Consider the following 19,725-nt stretch of genomic DNA (forward strand, 5'->3'; position numbering starts at 1 on the left):
TGCGGCCCTCGATCCGGCCGGCGGTCAACCCGAACTCGGCGCAGACGTCGATCAGCATCTGCTCGGTGCGCCGCACGTACGCGACCACGTCCACCGGGTCGGGGAGCCGGACGATCGGGTAGCCGACCAGCTGCCCCGGGCCGTGCCAGGTGATCTTGCCGCCTCGGTCGACGTCGACCACCGGAGTGCCGTCCATCGGCCGGTCCCACGGCTCGGTGCGCTTACCGGCGGTGTAGACGCTGAGGTGCTACGGGCATGCTGCCGTCAGGCGTCGCGCCGGACGAAGACGACGACGGCGACACCCAGCAGGCCGATCGCCCACGCGGTCATCACCAGGCCACCGGCGAGCGGACTGAGCATGTTCTCGGCCGGGTAGTCCGCCGTGAACATCTGCGTCCCCACGACGTCGGGCAGGTACCGGGCAAGCGAGGTGACCGGGTCAGCAGGAGTGAAAAACCCGGGTCGCGTCCACGCGAGTGGTGTAAGAGACGGCCATCGCGGGATCCGGTCTGATGCTATGCGGCGATTGGGGCGAGGTTGGGCTGGTCGTTGTCGTGTTGGTCGGGCTGAGCGGGGATGAGTCTGGCTTTGGCCAGTAGTTCCAAGCCCATGTAGCGGTGGCCTTCGGTCCATTCGTCGGTCTGCTCGGCGAGGACAGCGCCGACGAGGCGGATGACCGCCGCCCGGCTGGGGAAGATCCCGACGACGTCGGTGCGGCGGCGGATCTCTTTGTTCAGCCGCTCCTGTGGATTGTTGGACCAGATCTGACGCCAGATCTCGCGCGGTAAACCGGTGAACGCCAGGCGGTCGTCGCGGGCGGCATCAAGGTGTTCGGCGGCGCTCGGGAACTCTGCTTCGATCGTGGTCACGAGCCGCTGGAACTGGGCCCGGACGGCGTCGGCGTCGGGCTGGTCGAAGATCGTCCGGACGAGTGTGGCGATCCACGGCTGCGCGGACTTCGGCACCTTCGTCAGCAGGTTGCGGTGCGGCATCGCTGCCACGATGCCCTGGGCAGGGCGGCGCCGACGGCCTGCACCAGGCCGGCGTGGGCGTCCGAGATGACCAGGCGGACGCCGGTCAGGCCGCGGGCGGTCAGCGATCGCAGGAAGGCCAGCCATCCGGCGCGCCGTCCTCATCCGAGGCGACGTCCACGCCCAACACCTCGCGTTGGCCGTCGGCGTTGACCCCGACGGCGATCAGGGCGTGGACGTTGACCGTCCGCCCGTGCTCGCGGACCTTCATCGTCAGCGCGTCGGTCCACACGAACGTGTAGTGCCCTGAGTCCAGGGGCCGGTTGCGGAACGCCTCCACCTGCGCGTCCAGATGCGCGGCCATCTCCGAGACCTGCGACTTCGACAGCTGCCGGATCCCGAGCTGCTCCACCAGCTTCTCCACCCGCCGGGGCGACACCCCAGCAGATAAGAGGTCGCCACGACCGACACGAGCGCCTGCTCGGCCCGCCGGCGGTGGGTCAGCAGCCAGTCGGAAAGTAGGAGCCCTGCCGCAGCTTCGGGATCGCCAGGTCGATTGTCCCGACACGGGTGTCCCACTCCCGCTGCCGGTAGCCGTTGCGGGAGTTCACCCGCTCGTCACTACGCTGCCCATATGCGGCGCCGCAGACCGCATCCGCCTCGGCGGACATCAACGCCTGCGCGAACGCCTTCACCATCGCCTGCAACACATCCGGCGACGCGCCCGCGATCTGCTCGCACAGCAGCTCAACAGGGTTCACACTCTCAGATGCGGCCATCGCGTTCTGTCTTCCTTCTCTGACTTGGTCGTCTTGAAGGATCGACGCGATGGCCGTCTCTCATCTGCACAACACGCCCATCACGGGCAAGTCGTACACCACTTCCCTGGACGCAACCCGTCAGGGGCCAGCTCGAACAACGCATCCCGGCGAGCGGTCAGACAGGCGTGGAACTCGCGCCGGAACGCCGCCAGCCGCCAGCCGCCAGCCGCCCAACCTCATCATTCGTCCCGGCATCGTGCACACTGATCACCAGACAGCCCTCGGTTTGCGATCTTCTTCCCTAGACAAGAGGAATGATCGATCAAGGGCTGGCCTCATGATCGACCGGGGTCGATGCCACCGCCCCGCAGGTTAAAGATCAAGTTAATAGCCGTAGATCATCTTGTAGGCCACCTCGGGCAGGAACTGCCCGGCGCTGGATCCGCCGCCGACTCCGCAGTTGCCATCGGACTCACCCGGTGTCTTGAGCCACAGCAGCATTTCCGCGCCGCCGCCCATCCGGCTGGGTGTGCCGATCTTGCGGCCGCTGGGGTTGCACCATTGACCGTTGGAGCCGTTGCCGTTGCGACTGGTGTCGATCACGTACGGCTTGCTGTATCCGAACCTCTGTAGCGCGGAAGCGACCTGATTGCCGTAGTTGGTGTTCTCACCGGTGGTGAAGTAATTCGAGACGTTCAGCGCGAAGCCGCGTGCGTTGGCCACGCCGGCCATGTTGAGCCGCCGCGCCATCGTCTGGGCGTCGACCCAGCGGGGGTTTCCGGCGTCGATGTAGGTCCAGGTGTTGGGCGCCTTGGACCGGAATTGGCCGACGGCGCGGGAGAGCATACCCACTCGGTCGTTGATCTGCGCCTGGCTCATGCAGTTGAAGTCGCCCAGGGAGTCCGGTTCGAGGACCACTACGGCAGGACGGCTGCCGATGGCGGAGGCGAAAGAGGAGATCCATGAGTCGTAGGCGGCGACGCTGCCGGCGCCACCACCTGAGTGGCCGCCGCACGCGTCCCGGCCGGGAAGGTTGTAGGCCACCAGCAGCGGGAGCTTGTCAACAGCGTCTGCGGCTGCCACATAGCCCCTGACCGCGTTCCCGATGTCGCCGCTCCAGTTGCCGAACCATCTGGCCATCGGCTTCTGCCCGATCTCGGTGCGGATGGCGGCGGCGCGTCCGTCGCGCGGGTTTGCGGCCGCCCACGTCGCCGGGCTCGAGTTGGGGTCGACGTAGAAGCCGCTGGTCTGGCTGATCGGATCCGCGTGCGCAGCTGGCGCCCCGAGCAGGATCGCGGGAACCGCCAACGCCAGGGCGGCGGCAAGTCTCCAGGGGCGGGTGCGTCGTTTCATGAACAGTCTCCTCCGGGGTCCAAACTGGAAGCGCTTCCAGCGATGTTCATCCATGCGCTCGGTCCGATAATCGGAAAATATCGAGCAGATGTCAAGGGGATTGCATCCTCATGACAAGATCGTTGCCAGGCATTCTGGGACCGCTTCCATCCTGACGGCGACGGTAAGCCACCTAGACGCCGTCGATGCCGGCCGATACGATCGTCAGCGATAACGGCACCGGCCGGTGGTAGCGGCTGCCCCGACGTCGGACGGGAAGGACTCGACATCGCGATGGCAGCGCAGAGGCCTCGGCGGCAACCGACCCTCGACGAGGTGGCCGAGCGCGCCGGCGTCTCACGTTCCGCCGCGTCCCGGGTCATCAACAAGGCGCCGCATGTCAGCCGCGCCACGCGCGATGCCGTGGAGCGCGCCATCAAGGAGATGGGCTATCTACCCAACCGCACCGCCCGTGCCCTGGCCACCCAACAGACGGGGATCGTCGCGCTCGCGGTCTCCCATGACGATCCCGAGCTTTTCGCCGACCCGTTCTTTGCCCAGGTCATCGTCGGCGTGTCCGCAGCGCTCGAGGAGACCGACCTTCACCTGCTGCTGTGTCTTGCCAGCTCCGGCCGGGGCCGGTCCCGGCTGACCAACCTTCTGCACACGCGCGGCGTCGACGGCATCATGCTGATGGCGCTGCACGGCGACGATCCGCTGACTCATATCGCGCGTCGGGCCGGCCTGCCCACCGTATACGGCGGCCGGCCATTGAATTTCGAGCCACAGTGGTACGTCGAATCCGACAACCTCGGCGGCGCGCGACTCGCCACCGAATATCTCATCAGCCTCGGCCGAACCCGGATCGTCACCATCGCCGGCCCCATGTCCACCGACGTCGGCCGCGCTCGCCACCGCGGCTACCGCGAGGCGATGATCATGGCCGGGCTGACCCCGTACGCGACGGCAGAGGGCGACTTCACCGAGACCGGCGGTGCCGCAGCGATGAAAACACTGCTTGACAGCCACCCCGACCTCGACGCCATCTTCGCCGCCAGCGACAACATGGCGGCGGGCGCCCTACGCGTCCTTCTCGACGCCGGCCGGTCCGTCCCAGCCGACGTGGCAGTGGTGGGCTTCGACGACCTCGGCATAGCCGAACGAACCGATCCGCCGTTGACCACCGTTCACCAGTCGGTCCAAGCCCTGGGCAAAGAAATGACCCGGATGCTCGTCGAACTCATCGCGGGACACGAACCTCCGTCCATCATCCTGCCCACGAAGTTGGTGCTACGCGACTCGGCATGATCCGCGACCAAGGCCAGCTGGCTGGGGCGGCATGGACGTGGGACCCGGGGGGTGTCCCTATGGGTTTCGTCAAGCGGGGACAGGGCTTGTTGGGCGGGATTGGTAGGGGATCTTGTTGCGGAGCAGGGCGAGCAGGACGTCGCAGCGGCGTCGGGCCAGGCAGATGAGCGCGGCGTTGTGGCGTTTGCCTTCGGCTCGTTTGCGGTCGTAGTAGGCCCTGCTCACAGGGTCGGTGAGGGCGGCGAACGCGGCGAGGAAGAACGCGCGTTTGAGCTGCTTGTTGCCGCCGCGGGGTGGGTGTTCGCCGCGGATGCTGGTGCCGGATCGGCGGGTGACGGGGGCCAGGCCGGCGTAGGCGGCGAGGTGGCCGGGGGTGGCGAAGGCGGTGCCGTCGCCGACTTCGAGGAGGATCCGGGCGGCGGTCCTGACGCCGATGCCGGGCATCGAGGTCAGGACCGGGGCGAGAGGGTGCGCATCGAGCATCCTTTCGACTTCGCCAGCGATCTGGTCGCGTTGTCGCAGGATGTCGCGGAGGCTGTCGGCGAGGCGGGGCAGGACCGTCTCCGCCGCCTGGGTGCCGGGGACGGTGACGGTCTGCTCGTCGAGTGCGGTCATGATCTGCTCGACCAATCGTTCACCCAGGCGAGGGGCGTGAGGGCCGGCGATGGACAGCAGTTTGCGGCGGCCGGCCTTGCGCAGCCCTGCGGGTCCGCCGCAGCGTGACAGCAGTTCCAGGACCGCTTCGTGGTGAACTTTCGGGCCGAGGACCCGTTCCAGAGCGGGGTGGATCTGGGTGAGCAGCCCCCGGATCCGGTTTGACACGCGGGTGGCTTCGCCAGCGAGGTCGTCGTCGAAGCCGACCAGGACCTCCATTTCGGCCAGGGCCTCGTCGCCTGCGTCGACCCGCCGCAGGGTGTGCGGCAGGGTGCGAGCCGCGTCGGCAATGACGTAGGCGTCGCGGGCATCAGTCTTCGCCGCTCCGGGATGCAGGTCCGCGATGCGGCGCATCGCCAGGCCCGGCAGGTAGGCCACCTGATGCCCCCACATGCCCGCGCCACCGCGACCGGCAGGGCGCCGATCGAGGCCGGCTGGTCGACCACCACCAGCACCCGGCCGTGACGGCCGAGTTTGTCGAACAGCTGCCGCAGCCTGGTCTCGGTGTTCGGCAGCGGCCCGTCGTGCAGCCGCTTGCCGTTCGGGGCCAATCCGACCGCGTGATGGCCTTCCTTGCCGACGTCCAACCCGAGGAACACGCCGTAGTCGCCGTGCACCCCACGCCTCCTCACCCGCGTCACCTGCCTCGGCCGCTGGTCTCGGCGTCGGACTGCCGGCAGCCACGTTACGAAGAGACCTACCCAAGGGGTGGCCGTGTCCCTATCAGCGGTCCGCCGACGCCACCCGACCCGGCGACAACACCCCCCGGATCATGCGTACGACAGGGGCAGTAAGTCACACCGGGCCGGGCGGCCGAGGGTCCCCGGCTGGGGGACGATCAAAAAGGTAACGGGGCGCAACTCCTCGGGTAACCGATCGGCGCAGTCACGGATGAGCGGTCGATCGATCAGGACGGGCCTGACCGCGCGTCGCCACCACCAAGACGCAACCGGACCCGTCCGGACGCCACCGGACATGCCGGGACGTAGGGGACGCTCGTCGGACGAGCAGCCACCGAGCAGCCAGACGTCCACAAGGGACAGAAAGGCGAAGAGAGCAAGAGCTTGGGTTGCGTCCGCTGGGGTGGTGTACGACTTGCCCGTGTTGGGCGTGTTGCGTAGATAGGAGACGGTCATCGCGTGATCCTTCGAGACGACCAAGTCATAGAAGGAGAGCAACGCGATGGCCGCATCTGAGAGTGCGAACCCTGTTGACCTGCTGCGCAAGCAGTTCGAGGGCGCGTCGCCGGACATGTTGCAGGCGATGATCAAGACCTTCGCGCAGGCGTTGATGTCCGCCGAGGCCGACGTCATAGGGCTTGCGGGGTGTCCGGGGTGCCGCCGGTGAAGGTATGCAGAGCTGGATCGGACAGGACCGTGGCCATCTCCTCGGCGTGCTCGAGGAGAAGCGGCAGCAGGTCCAGCCGCCGTGTGGTGATGGTCTGGGCCGGGGTGCTCACGCTGCGATCGCCTCGGGGCGTTCGACCAGGTGGCCGCGCTCGAATCGGGCGCCGGCGCGGACGAGGGCGACCAGATGCGGTGCGTTGACCGCGCGCCAGCGGTGTTGGGCGGCTTCGATGAGTTTGAACGCCATCGCGAGGCCGGCGGCCCTGGACCCGGGGCCCTTGGTGACCTTGGTGCGGTGCCGGACGGTGGCGAAGGCCGACTCGATCGGGTTCGTGGTGCGCAGGTGCACCCAGTGCTCGGCGGGGAAGTCGTAGAACGCGAGCAGCTCGTCGAGGTCGTCGGTGATCTTTGCGACGGCTTTGCCGAACTTGGTGCCGTAGGCGAGCTTGAACGCGGCGACAGCGCGGCGGGCGTGGTCGCGGTCCTCGGCATTCCAGATTTCGGCAAGGGCCCGTTTCGCGCCCGAGTGTGCCGACTTGGGCAGCGCCGACAGCACGTTGCCGATCTTGTGGAACCAGCAGCGCTGCTCACGGGCGGTCGGGAATGCCTCGCGCAGCGCGGACCAGAACCCCAACGCCCCGTCACCGACGGCGAGGACCGGGGCGCGCACGCCGCGACGGGCGCAGTCGCGTAGCAGGTCCGCCCACGACCCGGTCGACTCCCGGTAGCCTTCGGCCAGGGCGATGAGCTCCTTGGTGCCGTCCAAGCGGACACCGACCATGACCAGCAGGCAGAGTTTCTCTTCGTCCAGGCGCACGTTCAGGTGCACGCCGTCCGCCCACACATACACATGGTCCGCACCGGACAAGTCTCGGTTGCCGAACGCGCGCGCCTCGTCCTGCCACCGCACGGTCAACCGAGTGATCGTCGCCGCGGACAGCCCCGCATCGCTGCCCAGGAACCCTTCCAGGGCCGGGGCGAAGTCCTGCGATGACAAGCCGTGCAGGTACAGCAACGGCAACACCTCAGTAATCTTCGGCGACTTACGACACCACGCCGGCAGGATCGCCGAGGCGAACCGCCGCCGCTGGCCGGTGTTCTCGTCGACGCGCTTGTCGTTGACCCGCGGCGCGGGCCACCTACACCGCCCCTGCCGAGGTGAGCACCTCCCGTGGCCGGGCATGGCCGTTGCGCACGACCAGACGCCGGCCGTCATCGTCGACCTCACCGGCGTGGGCGGCGATATAGGCGGCGACCTCGGCCTCCAAGGCGGCGGCGAGCATCCGCCGAGCGCCGTCACGCACGATCTCGTCGATCAACGACCTGCCGATCGCCACCGGAACCGGTGCGGCTGCTGGTGTGGGTTCCTCCGAGCTGACTACGGTGAGCACGGGCGTACCTTCCCGACCCGCGTTGGCGCGCGGGCCTTGCTTGATACCTGCATCGGTTATCCCTGGGAAGGTACGCCCTCCCAAGGTCATCCACAGGTTTCAAGCATTGCTCTCGTGATCGCAGTACGTACCGCTGGGGTCATGTCGGCGCCTCGAGCGCAGGAGTTGAACAATGGCAGCGACCGGCGGCCCGTCCGGCAGTGGGACGCCGTCGGCAAGTGTGACGGTTGATGGCAGGCCTGCGCCGATCGGAAGATGCAGGAACGCTTGAACTCCCCGGCCGCCGCAGGCCATAGCGTTTGCCAGCGAGCTGTGCAGATGTACTGGGTGAAGTCCCAGCGGTCCCGGTTGCGAGCACCGCCACGCGGCACCAGGGAACGCGTCGCGCAATGCCAAGGCGAACGCGTCTTCGTCCTCGGGCAGCAACCAGGTTCCGACATTCATGGTCCGGGAGCCCGCGTACGCCATCACCAGACGGTATGTCATGCCGATCGCCCAGGTGCACGGTCATTTGTGTGCCTCGCTGTTCGGCGTCGCGCCGGCTTGTGACGATTTGCACGCGTCAAGGCCTGGTTCCGAGACCGACGAGGGCCGTCCCGGTGCATACCTCGATGACGGGGCCGTCAACGAGAACGTGTACCGGTCCTGGCGCGTCGTGGACGACCGTCTGGGCTCCGTGCGACGTGACGGTCACCGTTCCCCGCTCGTATCGGACCTCGACGGGTGAAGAATTGTGGTCGGTAGGTGTCAGGCCGACGGCACTACCGTCGGCGAGCACGAGGTGCCGCACACCGCTCCTGCGACTGTCCGCGCCGGGTGCGGGCACGGCCGGGTGCGGTGTGAGCCGCACCTGGTCGGTGATGGCGTTGTCGAGGCTCAGTCGATAGGGAACGCTGAGTACGCCGGTCCAGGCGCCGTTGAGGTCTGCGACCTCTCGAATCCAGAAGAGTAGGCATGGTTCGCCCTCGGCGTCCACGAACTCCGTCGCTGCGTAGTGTCCAGCCCCGTGTGTCAGCCGCTGCCATCGTTCCACGCGCATCCGGCCGTCTTCGAAGCTGCCAACTCCGGCGAGGACGTCGTGTGTCGTGCCGTCTCGCCACGTCGAGACGACGAGGACGTGCCGGCCGCCGATCTGCAGAAGTTGCGGGCACTCCCATGCCTGGGCTGATGGCAGCGGACCGGTTGGGGAGGTTCGCGTACTCGCCAAGACACCGTCGTACGTCCAGTCCTCCAGGTCGGTGGAGACGAACGTCAGTACCGCGGGGGTGCCGTCCCGATAGCCGGCGCCGACGAGCATGCGCCATCGATCGCCGTCGCGGAGCACGACCGGGTCCCGGAACACGCGCAGGTCCTCGCCGGGCGGCGGTGTGACGACGATGGGGCCCTTGTCCCATCGCTGCCAGCCGTCGTCCGCCGGACGGGCGAGCCGGACGGTGCCGAGATCCATGTCGGGCTCATCGACGGAGGTGTAGTAGACCCGTGCTGACAGGGCCGACGCGAGGTCGGGGAGGACGAGTCCACCGGACCAGCAGCCGAGTTCGTCGTCGCCCGGTTCGAGCGCGATCGGGTGGTGGGTCCAGGTGAGCAGGTCCGGGCTGGTCGCGTGGCCCCAGCGGCAGCGCGGGTTCCAGGCGTTGGCACCGGGCAGTGCCTGGTAGAAGAGCTCGTAGCGGCCGTCCCGCCAGGTGACTCCGAGCGGATCGTTGAGCCATCCGTCGGGCGCGGTGAAGTGCACGGCGGGCCTGGCCGAGCTGCCGAGCGGCTTGGGTGTGTTCACCCCTTCACCCCGCTGGAGGCGATGCTTCCGATGAACGCGCGCTGGAAGGAGAGGAAGAGGGCGAGAACCGGGATTGTGATCAGGCTCGCGTAGGCCATCATTGCACCCCAGGCGACGTCGAGTTGGAAGAAGTACTGGACTCCGACCATGACCGGGCGCAGGTTCTCGGACTGCACGGCCATGAGTGGCCAGAGGAACTGGTTCCAGGCGGGCAGGAAGGTGAGGATGGCGACCGTCGCGGTGGCCGGCCCGGACAGCGGCATGACGATGCTGCGATAGATGCGGAACCAGCTCGCCCCGTCGATGCGGGCGGCCTCGTCCAGCCCCTTGGGGATGGTGGAGAAGTAGGAGTAGTACAGATAGATCGAGAAGGCGTTCGCGATGAACGGAATGATTTGCACCTGGTAGCTGTCTAGCCAGCCAAATGTCCACATGGGCTGGCCGTTCTGCATCACCAGCCAGGGAAGCTTGTTGGCCCACCACAGCAGTGGCAGCGCGAAGGTTTCGAACGGGACCACAAGGGTGGCGATGATGGCGGCGAGGACGAAGCCTCTGCCTCGCCAGCGCATGCGGGACAGGGCGAAGGCAGCCAGGCTGTTGACCAGGATGCCCAGGACGACGGTGAGCACTGAGATGCCGATGGAGTTCGCCAGGAACCGCCAGGCGGGCACCGTGTCGAAGACGTCCTTGTAGTTGTCCATCGAGATGTCGCCGACCGGAAGGAAGGCCCGGAGCGAGCTGAGGTCGGCGAAGATCTGGTCGTCGGGCTTCAGCGATGAGACGAACATGAAGATGATCGGGAAGGCGAAGAACAGGGCAAGTATCGTCCGGCCGAGGTAGCCGCCGATGGTGCCGAATCCTCGGCCAGGCCGTCCGCGGGTTGGCTGGCTGGCCGCCCGGGGTACGCCGTCCCGAGTGGTGGTGATGGTGGCCATGGATCAGTCCTTGTCGCGAAGGAGGAAGCGCTGCACGAGGGAGACGGTGAGCACGAGGACGAAGAAGACGAGCGAGATCGCCGACGCGTAGGCGGTCTGCTGCTGCTCGTAGCCGGCGCGGACGGACTGGAACACGACGGTCGACGTCGAGTCGAGCGGCCCACCGTTGGTCATGATCTTGATCTGGGCGAAGAGGCTCAGGGCAGCGATGGTGATCGTCACGAGGATGAAGCTGCGGGTGGCTCGCAGCCCGGGCCACGTGACATATTTGAACCTCTGCCACGTGCTGGCGCCGTCGAGCTCGGCGGCTTCATACAGGTCGCCGGGGATGGTCTGCAGCCCGGCCAGCCAGATGACCATGTGGAAGCCGACGGCCTGCCAGATCGACATGACGATGATGGCGGGCATCGCCGTCGAGGGGTTGTTGAGCCAGTCCGTGCCCTGGATGAGGTTGAACGAGACGGCTTGCAGCATGTGGTTGACCAGGCCGTCGCGCTGGTACATGAAGGTCCACAGGATCGAGACCACGACGATCGACGTCACCACCGGCAGGAAGTACACCGTTCGGTAGACGTTGATGCCACGGATACGCGCGTTGATGAGGAGCGCGAGTACCAGGGCGAAGCCGGACTGGAGCGGGACGACAACAGCTCCGAAGTAAACGGTGTTCCGCAGTGACTTCCAGAACAGCGGGTCGGAGAAGAGCCTGGTGAAGTTGTCCAGTCCGACGAACTGTGGGCCCTGCGGCGAGGTCAGCCGTGCGTTCGTCAACGACAGTACGAATCCCAGCAGGACCGGGACGAAGAAGAAGACGACGAGGAGCACGAGCGCCGGCATGACGAAGGTACGCGCTGCGCGCGCCTCGGCACGACGTGTGCGGCGCAGGCTGCCGCGAGGGCTGGGTTCGATGTTTGCTGACGATGTGTTCGCGATCGGTTGGGACACGCGGCTCATCCCTTCGCTGCCCACCAGGGGCGAAGCCGGAACCTGAGGTGGACGGGGGCGCGGGCCCTTGTTGGTGGACCCGCACCCCCGCGGTCCAGATTGGTTGCTGCTGCGCGGTCTGCTCAGAAGCCGTAGTGGTTGTTGGCCTTGAGGTCGGCGTCGATGTCCGAGACAGCCTGGTCGAGGATCTTCTTCGGGTCACCGCCCGCGATGATGTCCTGAGCGGCCTTGGCGAACGTTGTCGTGAGGAACGGGTAGCCGGGTGTCGGTGGCCGGATCGTGGCGTACTTGGCGGACTCGTCGAGGAAGAACCGCTTGGCACCGCCGGGCTGCCAGCCGTCGACCATCGCGGCGGCTTCCTCGGTGGCAGGGATGACGTTCTGCTTCTCCGCCATCTCGGCGAGGTACTTCTTGTTCAGGGAGAACGTGATGTAGTCCATGGCCGCCGCCTTCTCGCCACACGTCGAGCTCACTGCCCACTGCCACGAACCGCCGCCGATCTTCGGGCCGTTGCCGAAGTCCGGCGGGGGCATGACGATGCCGTCGGCTCCGAGCTTGGACAGATTGCCGGAGTGCCAGATGCCCGACCACACCATGGCCGACTTGCCGTTGACGAAGTCGGCGAAGGCGTCGGTGCTGGACTTCGCGGGCGTGTACCCGTTCTTGACGAGGCCCTGGAACCATGTCGCCCACTTCAGCGCTGCGTCCCCGTTGAGCACGCCGCCAGCGGTCTTGTACCCGTTGCGGTCGATGAGGTCGCCGCCGAAGCTCTGGAGGAAGGGCGAGTAGCCGTAGGTCCACCACTCGGTGCCGCTGTCACCGGTGCCCAGGTCGAAGGCGTACTGGTACTTTCCGTCGGCCTTGATCTTCGCAAGTGCGTCGGCGAACTCCTGCGCGGTCCACGGGTTGTCGACCGTGGCGATCCGGACGCCGGCCGCTTCGAGGGCGGACTTGCGCGCGAAGAGGCCGAGCGCGGCGTCGTACATGCCGATCGAGTACAGCTTGCCCTGGTAGTTCCCCAGCGTGCTCTTGAGCTGCTTCGAGACGAGGTCCTGCGGCAGGTCGAGCGGCGTGAGGTAGCCCGCGTAGGCCCAGTTCGGCACCGTCGGCGCGTCCGCGTCGAGGACGCACGGGAGCTTCTTCGCGGTCGCCGCGGCGACGACCGCGTCGTTGTACGACTCCTGCGGAAATGCCTGGAGCTTGACCGTGTACTTGCTCTGGCTCGCGTTGTAGTCCGCGACGATCTGGTTGACAACGCCAAGCTCCGCCGGGTTTCCGGCGTTGTGCGTCCAGAGCGTCAGTTCGCCCGCGCTTCCACCACTGCTGGTCGATGCCACGCCGCAAGCGGACAGCGCGAGGGCTGCCGTCGTGACACCCGCGAGCACCGCTGTCCCGCGTCGCCCGATCATGAACCGACTCATCTCTACTCCTCCTGGCCGACCGGCCTCCCGCCCGGAGACTCACCGCAGGTGGCGGGCCGTCAAGGTCGCTGAAGAAACGTTTCGCCAAACTATGGAGTAACGTTCCTTCAGCGTCAAGAGTGTGTTTCGGATCCGTGCCCCTGCCGAGCGCCTCGACAGGAGTCCTGCGACGATGTCGTGTGGGCCTCGAGAAGGGCACGCCTTGTCCCAGGAGGTGAAGAGGTTGGCGACGACTCGTCGGCCGACGCTCAAGGACGTCGCACAGGCTGCGGGGGTCTCGACCACCACCGCGTCCGTCGTCCTGAACGATCGCCGGGACGGCGTCCGCGTCCCAGATGCGACCCGCCACCGCGTCCAGCAGACGGCCGAGGACCTGGGCTACCGCCCGAACATCCTTGCCCGCAGCCTTAGGACCCAGGAGACCCGCACCATCGGGTTCGTCTCCGACGAGGTGACCACGACTCCCTTCGCCGTCGGCATGCTCGCCGCCGCGCAGGACGAGGCAGCCCGCCACGGCTACCTGCTGTTCGTCGTCAACCTCGGCCCGAACGCCCCGCTAGCCCTCCAAGAACAAGCGATTGACCAGCTGACTCAGCACCAGGTCGGGCATTTCATCTACGGCTGCATGTACCACCGCCTCGTCGACCCACCCCTCGGCCTACCTGCCGACACGGTCTTCCTCAACTGCGAAGCGAACGGCGGCCGTCACCGTTCCATCGTTCCGGATGACCGACAAGGGGCGTACGAGGTCGCAGCGGAACTGATCAAGGCCGGCCACCGTCGGATCGCCTTTCTCGACGATCATCGGCATCCGCCGGCCTCCCGCCTGCGGTTCGACGGCTTCCGGGCGGCGCTCGCTGAGCACGGACTGGACTACGAACCCGCGTTGCACCTGAAGACGACGCCGTTCGTTCGCGGCGGGCTGGTCCTGTCCGACTTGATCGGCCTGCCCGCCGAGCAGCGACCGACGGCGGTCTTCTGCTACAACGACCGCATCGCCATGGGCGCCTACCGCGCCGCGCGCACGCGCGGTCTGCGCGTGCCTGACGACCTGTCGATCGTCGGCTTCGACGACCAGGAGTTCATCGCCTCCGAACTCGATCCGCCGTTGACCACAGTCCGCCTTCCGCATCGGGAGATGGGCCAGCTCGCCATCCAGCTCGTGCTCGACGAGCCGGGCGCGCTCGACGACGTGCCCGCACCCGAAGGCAACGTCATCCGCATCGCCGGCGAACTGGTGCGACGAGACTCCGTCGCCAAACCTCACAGCGACCTGGGACAGTCCGACGCTTCATCCTCCTGATGGGCCGGGTGCCAGCACCCGGCCCGGTCATCAGCTGAGCGGCTGGGCCAGGCGTGCGAGGCAGCCGGTTCACCCGGTGGTCTGGCTCGTACGCTTGGGCCGTGTCAACCCACGGAGGCCACCGACCGGCGGCAAGCAGATCCCGCCGGGTAGATGTCGCACGCCTGGCCGGTGTCTCCCCCGCGACGGTCTCCTTCGTGCTCAACCAGACGGCTGGGCAGACGATCAGCGACGAGACCCGACGACGCGTCCTGCAAGCGGTCGCCGAGCTCGACTATCGCCCCAACCTCGCCGCGCAAGGGCTGCGGCGGGGGCGCAGCGCGACCATCGGCTTCGTCAGTCACGACGCCGACTTCGGCGAGTTCGCCGCCTCCGCGATCAAGGGAGCGCACGAGGCGTGCATTCGCCAGGGAAATCTGCTGCTCCTGGTCAACACCGGCGGCTCGAACCGCCAGGCGGCACAGCTGATAGTCGAGCTGCTCGACCGGCAGGCCGACGCCCTGATCTTCGCTGCCGTCGGCACCAGGTCGGTGGTGCTCCCGGACGCCGCCCGTCGAGTTCCCACCATCCTGCTGAATTGCTTCGCCCCGCACAATGCCGCCCCCGCCATCCTGCCCGACGAGGTACGCGGCGGTCGGGAGGCCACCCAGGCGCTGCTCGACCTCGGGCACCGCGACATCGCCTACCTCACCGGTAAGCCCAGCCAGTGGGCCACCAAAGCCCGGCTGCGTGGCTTTCGCGACGCACTGCGCGACGCGGGATTCAACCCGCGCGAGCACACGGTGCTGCCCGGCAACTACCACGCGGACTCCGGCTACGAGCTGACGCGCACGCTGCTGCGGCACAGCCGCCCGCCGACCGCGATCATGTGCGGCAACGACCGGATGGCGGTAGGCGCGCTCTTGGCCCTGCTGGAGGTTGGCATTCGGGTGCCCGAGGACGTGTCGGTGATGGGGTACGACGACCAGTTCCAGCTCGCTGCGGAGATCCGCCCGGCCCTGAGCACCGTGCTGCTCCCGTACACCGCGATGGGACGGCTCGCGGCCGAGCAACTGGCCGCTGGTGGATTCGCCACTCAGCGCAGCCGCACCCTGGTGCACTGCCCGCTCGTGATGCGCGACTCCACGGCCCCGCCGGCCCGCGAGCGCGCAGCCTGAGCTGCAACCTATTCCCGAATTGTCTGTGAATTCGCCGGAAACTCGGCCGTAACACGGTCTTGACGTGCGCAGAGACGGCGGCCTAGCGTTTCTGCACTAACCCGGGTTAGTGACGGTCCCGCAGCGTGTCACCACGCGCGATCTGCCACCGGCGCGCGACGTGCACCTCACCGGAGGGTGGCCGGTTGCCTCCGGATCAGCGGCCTGTAGCTCTTCGGCGACCGCTCGAAACACGACAACCACTCCGACAGCACGTCCTGACGAACGAGTTCCTTCGAAGGAATGAGCATGACCAAGTCAACAGGCATGTCACTGCTGGCATCTGCCCTGGCGCCCAGAGAGGACTTCCCGCAATGATGAGCACGAGTCCCAACCGCGCCACCGCGGCCCCGTCGTCGGACCTGCGGACGGTAGGCCGAAGAATCACCCTCGGCCTGGCCTCGGCGGTCGCCGTCGCCATCGTCGGCACCGCCGGGGCGGCCACCGCGGCCGCCCCGCCGCTGCGTGGCGCGCCCGACCTCGGGGTGAACGTCACCGTCTTCGACCCCGGTATGCCGGTCCCCCAGATCCAGGCAGCCCTGGACGCCACCCACGCCGCCCAGGTCGACAACGAGATGGGCACCAAGCGGTACGCGTTCCTGTTCAAGCCGGGCAGCTACGGCACGACCGACCAGCCGCTGCGGATCAAGGTCGGCTACTACACCGAGATCGCCGGCCTCGGCGCGTCGCCGACCGACGTGGTCATCAACGGCAAGGTCGAAGTCTACAACCGGTGCCTGGCCGACGACGGCACTGCCGACTGCCTGGCCCTGATCAACTTCTGGCGCACCCTGTCGAACCTGTCCATCAACGTCAACTCGGCCGGCCAGGACGGCTGCCGCGCGTCGGCCAACTTCTGGGCCGTGTCGCAGGCGGTCTCGATGCGCCGACTCAACATCACCGGCGCCAACCTGTCGCTGATGGACTACTGCACCGCCGGCCCGCAGAACGCCAGCGGCGGCTTCATCGCCGACTCCAAGCTGCCGTTCGTCATCAGCGGCTCACAACAGCAATGGCTGATCCGCAACAGCCAGATCGACGGCTGGTCCAACGGCGTGTGGAACCAGGTCTTCAGCGGCGTGGTCGGCGCCCCCGACGACGCCACGTTCCCCAATCCGACCTACACCACCCTGGACACCACCCCGGTCAGCCGAGAGAAGCCGTTCCTGTTCCTGGACGCCAACGGCAAGTACAACGTCCGGGTGCCGTCAGCGCGCTTCGACAGCGCCGGCATCTCCTGGGCCAACGGCCTGACCCCGGGCCGCACCATCCCGATCCGCGACTTCTTCGTGGCCCGCCCCACCGACTCAGTCAAGACAATCAACAACCAGCTCGCCCGCGGCAAACACCTGCTGCTCACCCCCGGCGTGTACAGCATCGCCCAGAGCATCAAGGTCAACCGCGCAAACACGGTCGTGCTCGGTCTGGGCCAGGCCACGCTCACCGCCGTCAACGGCGCCACCCCGCTCGACGTCGCCGACGCGCCCGGCATCGTCATCGCGGGCGTCACCGTGGACGCGGGCCTGACCGAGTCGCCGGTCCTCCTGCGCGTCGGCAAGAAGCACGGATACCACTCCGGTTCGGCGGCCAACCCGACCACGTTGTCGGACGTGTACTTCCGTGTCGGCGGCCCGCACATCGGCAAGGCCGACACCGCGCTCGAGGTCAACAGCGACCACGTGCTCATCGACCACACCTGGGTGTGGCGCGGCGACCACGGCGTGGAGGGATTCACCGAAACCGAGCGATGGAACACCAACACGGGCCGGTACGGCGCGGTCATCAACGGCGACCACGTCACCGCCACCGGCCTGTTCGTCGAACACTTCCAGCGCTACAACACCGTCTGGAACGGCGAGCGCGGCACCACGATCCTCTACCAGAACGAACTGCCCTACGACCCGCCGACGCAGGCCGACTGGATGAACGGCGACGTCGAGGGCTTCGCCGGGTACAAGGTGGGCGACCACGTGCGCACACACAACCTCTACGGCGGCGGCGTGTACGTATTCAACCGGAACAACCCGTCGATCCGCACCGAGAACGGCTTCAAGGTGCCGAACACACCGGGTGTGAAGCTGTTCCACGTCATGACCGTCAACCTCAGCGCCGGAACCATCAACCACGTGGTCAACGGAATCGGCGACCCAGCCGACACCACCCGCGCCGGCCGCCCGGTCTTCATCACCGAGTATCCGGCCCCGTAGCACCAACAGCGCATCCGCGGCCGGTCGAGGCGACAGCCTCGACCGGCCGCGATTGCCCAAGAGCACCTGCCGCATGACTTCCGCCGGCGAAGACGGTGTACGACTACTACGCCAAGTGGGAAGCCGACGGGACCACGTAACGGATACACGGCCTGCTGCGGGAGCAGGTCCGGGCCGCACCGCAACGTCCGCTCATGCCGCGATCCGCGCCGCGCGTATTCACGTGGCCGGCATCGGGCGCAGCGCCTTCAGCGCGGCAAGTACGCGGTCAGCTGGTCGGCGAGTTGCTTCGGACGGCTGAGCGCCACCGCGTGGCCACCGTCGATTTCATCCGGTACGGCATCGAGGCGGTCGGCCGCCACGCGGCGCTGGAAGTCGGGCGGGAAGAACCGGTCTTCGCGAGCGATGAGCACCCTCGTCGGCACGTCCGGCCACGCATCCAGGGGCCACGGCTCGTTCCATTCTGCGCTGACCTGGTCGCGGCCATGCGCCGAAGCCTCCGCGACAATCTCGGCCGGCACGCCATTGTAGAACTGTTCCTCCTCACTGAACCCCTCCGCGCTGCGGTGACCGGTGTTGCCCCACCAGTCGCCGGGACTCTCACCCGGCTTCGGGATCATGGGAGTGAGCAGGACGATGAGCCGCACAGGCAGCTTGTCGGCGACCAGCGGCGCCGTGAACGCACCATACGAGTGTCCGACGACCACGAGGTTGCTGCGATCGCCGACGGCACTGACGACCGTGTCACAGAACTCGGCGAAGCCTGCCGCCCTGTCCTCGATCGGCAGCTCCGGCACCACCACGTCGTGGCCCCGTCCGGCCAGCTCAGGGCCCAGCAGATGCCAGTCCCAGGAACTGCCGCCACCGCCGTGGATCAGAACGAAAGTCGCCACGCGCCAAAGCCTCACACAGGGGTACGACAGTCAGTAGCGCCGCCCGATACGCCGCACCCGGCCAACCACCGGCGACCTCACGGCAGAATCACGCACCAGGCCGAAAGCGTTGTCCCGCGACGACCGGATCTGCCGCTCGTCGCGCGTGCATCGCCACCAGCGGGCGACGCCGTCGCCTCGGCATGATCGGGTACGCACATCTGGGTACGCACCTCTAGCTGCGGACGGTGTGCGGACCGGCCGTACTCCTTCACGAAGCGTCAGGTCTTGACCGGCGAAGTCGGGCGGTGGCGCGCAGCAGGAGGCCGAGTGTGCCAGTCACCACGGCCATCCGGCGGGGGTAGGACACGATCGCCGGTCGGGTGCGGATGCATCGGATGAGCACGTCGGCGGCCCGGTCTGTGGAGATCTTGAATGGTGTGACCGGGGACTTCGCCATCTTGGTGTCGACGAAGCCGAACCGTACTGCGGTGGCCGGCACGCCGCGGGGCCGCAGGGCGGCGTCCAGGCTGAGCAGGTACGAGGTGAGGCCCGCCTTGGAGGCCGCGTAGCCGGGCGCCTGCGCCGAGATCGTCGTGTCGGCGAGGCTGGACAGGCCGATCAGGTGGCCACGGCCGGCGGCGAGCATGCGCGGCACCACCGCCTCGAACGTGCGGGCCGCGCCGAGTAGGTTCACCTCCAGCGCCCGGGTCTGGCCGGCCAGATCCTCACCGAGCGGCTCACCGACGCCGGCCGCGTAGACGCACAGGTCGACGCCACCGACCTCGGCGAGCACCATGGGGAAGTCTGGAGAGGTCACGTCCACGACGTGATGCGAGCCGACCGGGGCGGGGCTGCGTGACAGCCCGGTCACCGTCCACCCGTCGGCCAGGAGCCGGTGGGTCAGTGCCAGCCCGATGCCGTCGCTGTTGCCCACGATCAAGGCGCGCATGACCCGTGATTCTGGCAGAAGGAAGGGCAGCAGGGCGAACCGTGTCGGGTCGCGGTAACGCAGGTAGGCCCGATATGAGCGTGCTCTGACGTCATCGCCAGCGATGTCAGGGAGGCGCTTGTTCGGACATGTGCTGGCGTGTTGACGTGCGCACCAACTTCGTAGCGGGGTTGCGTCCACGGAAGTGAATCACGATACCGTCCATCGGGGCTCGGCGGATCCGGAATGGGTCTGCCCCCGGTTCGGTTGACTCCTGACCTGTGAGGATGCGTTCCTCGCTGGAAGGATGTCTGTCATGCCGAAAGCGTTTCCCCTGGAGTTCCGCCGTGATGTGGTCGCGGTCGCCCGCAAGGG

At 67.5% G+C, this 19,725-nt stretch carries 13 protein-coding genes and 4 pseudogenes; 5 read left to right on the forward strand and 12 right to left on the reverse strand.

What is annotated here, in order from left to right:
* From lipB to E1165_RS21365, 4 genes and pseudogenes are all read right to left on the reverse strand, one after another.
* Positions 1-247 (reverse strand): annotated as a pseudogene (gene lipB, locus E1165_RS21355) (lipoyl(octanoyl) transferase LipB); the annotation flags it as partial.
* 17 nt (positions 248-264) lie between these two features.
* Entirely contained in the window at positions 265-390 is a 126-nt protein-coding gene (locus tag E1165_RS30415; protein WP_256370687.1) for a hypothetical protein, read from the reverse strand.
* Between the two features lie 125 nt (positions 391-515).
* Positions 516-1,750 (reverse strand): annotated as a pseudogene (locus E1165_RS21360) (IS256 family transposase).
* A 366-nt stretch (positions 1,751-2,116) separates the two neighbouring features.
* Positions 2,117-3,085, reverse strand: a complete 969-nt coding sequence (locus E1165_RS21365) for a glycoside hydrolase family 6 protein (RefSeq protein ID WP_132393565.1) — start codon at positions 3,083-3,085, stop codon at positions 2,117-2,119.
* A gap of 273 nt (positions 3,086-3,358) precedes the next feature.
* Here E1165_RS21365 and E1165_RS21370 point away from each other — a divergent pair, with 273 nt between their 5' ends.
* Positions 3,359-4,372 (forward strand): LacI family DNA-binding transcriptional regulator, encoded by a 1,014-nt coding sequence (locus E1165_RS21370; RefSeq protein WP_207916990.1) that lies wholly within the window; start codon positions 3,359-3,361, stop codon positions 4,370-4,372.
* A gap of 69 nt (positions 4,373-4,441) precedes the next feature.
* On the opposite strand, the pseudogene E1165_RS21375 reads toward E1165_RS21370, so the two are convergent.
* Positions 4,442-5,643: pseudogene (locus E1165_RS21375) on the reverse strand (IS110 family transposase).
* A gap of 565 nt (positions 5,644-6,208) precedes the next feature.
* On the opposite strand from E1165_RS21375, the gene E1165_RS21380 reads away from it, so the two are divergent.
* Entirely contained in the window at positions 6,209-6,373 is a 165-nt protein-coding gene (locus E1165_RS21380) for a hypothetical protein (protein ID WP_243704909.1), read from the forward strand.
* A gap of 108 nt (positions 6,374-6,481) precedes the next feature.
* On the opposite strand, the pseudogene E1165_RS21390 reads toward E1165_RS21380, so the two are convergent.
* The 5 genes and pseudogenes from E1165_RS21390 to E1165_RS21410 form a co-directional block, all read right to left on the reverse strand.
* Positions 6,482-7,709: pseudogene (locus E1165_RS21390) on the reverse strand (IS256 family transposase).
* 616 nt (positions 7,710-8,325) lie between these two features.
* The gene (locus tag E1165_RS21395; RefSeq protein WP_165945283.1) at positions 8,326-9,540 is read right to left on the reverse strand and encodes a glycoside hydrolase family 32 protein; all 1,215 of its coding nucleotides are present in this window, start codon (positions 9,538-9,540) and stop codon (positions 8,326-8,328) included.
* Positions 9,537-10,475, reverse strand: coding sequence for a carbohydrate ABC transporter permease (locus E1165_RS21400; RefSeq protein WP_132393567.1), 939 nt, complete (start codon positions 10,473-10,475; stop codon positions 9,537-9,539). The genes E1165_RS21395 and E1165_RS21400 overlap by 4 nt, the downstream gene beginning before the upstream one ends.
* A gap of 3 nt (positions 10,476-10,478) precedes the next feature.
* On the reverse strand, positions 10,479-11,444 hold the full coding sequence (locus E1165_RS21405) for a carbohydrate ABC transporter permease (RefSeq protein ID WP_207916991.1): 966 nt from the start codon (positions 11,442-11,444) through the stop codon (positions 10,479-10,481).
* 98 nt (positions 11,445-11,542) lie between these two features.
* Positions 11,543-12,841: a sugar ABC transporter substrate-binding protein gene (locus E1165_RS21410; protein ID WP_132393568.1), complete on the reverse strand. Its 1,299-nt coding sequence runs from the start codon at positions 12,839-12,841 to the stop codon at positions 11,543-11,545.
* 223 nt (positions 12,842-13,064) lie between these two features.
* Here E1165_RS21410 and E1165_RS21415 point away from each other — a divergent pair, with 223 nt between their 5' ends.
* From E1165_RS21415 to E1165_RS21425, 3 genes are all read left to right on the forward strand, one after another.
* Entirely contained in the window at positions 13,065-14,144 is a 1,080-nt protein-coding gene (locus E1165_RS21415) for a LacI family DNA-binding transcriptional regulator (protein WP_165945284.1), read from the forward strand.
* A 101-nt stretch (positions 14,145-14,245) separates the two neighbouring features.
* Positions 14,246-15,301, forward strand: coding sequence for a LacI family DNA-binding transcriptional regulator (locus E1165_RS21420; RefSeq protein WP_165945285.1), 1,056 nt, complete (start codon positions 14,246-14,248; stop codon positions 15,299-15,301).
* A 356-nt stretch (positions 15,302-15,657) separates the two neighbouring features.
* Entirely contained in the window at positions 15,658-17,547 is a 1,890-nt protein-coding gene (locus E1165_RS21425) for an adenylyl cyclase (protein WP_243704910.1), read from the forward strand.
* A 248-nt stretch (positions 17,548-17,795) separates the two neighbouring features.
* Here E1165_RS21425 and E1165_RS21435 read toward each other — a convergent pair whose 3' ends face one another.
* Positions 17,796-18,440, reverse strand: coding sequence for an alpha/beta fold hydrolase (locus tag E1165_RS21435; RefSeq protein WP_132393571.1), 645 nt, complete (start codon positions 18,438-18,440; stop codon positions 17,796-17,798).
* A gap of 250 nt (positions 18,441-18,690) precedes the next feature.
* Entirely contained in the window at positions 18,691-19,371 is a 681-nt protein-coding gene (locus tag E1165_RS21440; RefSeq protein ID WP_132393572.1) for an SDR family oxidoreductase, read from the reverse strand.
* Between the last annotated feature and the right edge of the window lie 354 nt (positions 19,372-19,725).

It is taken from the genome of Micromonospora sp. KC723, assembly GCF_004348595.1.
In the GTDB taxonomy this organism is placed as follows: domain Bacteria; phylum Actinomycetota; class Actinomycetes; order Mycobacteriales; family Micromonosporaceae; genus Micromonospora.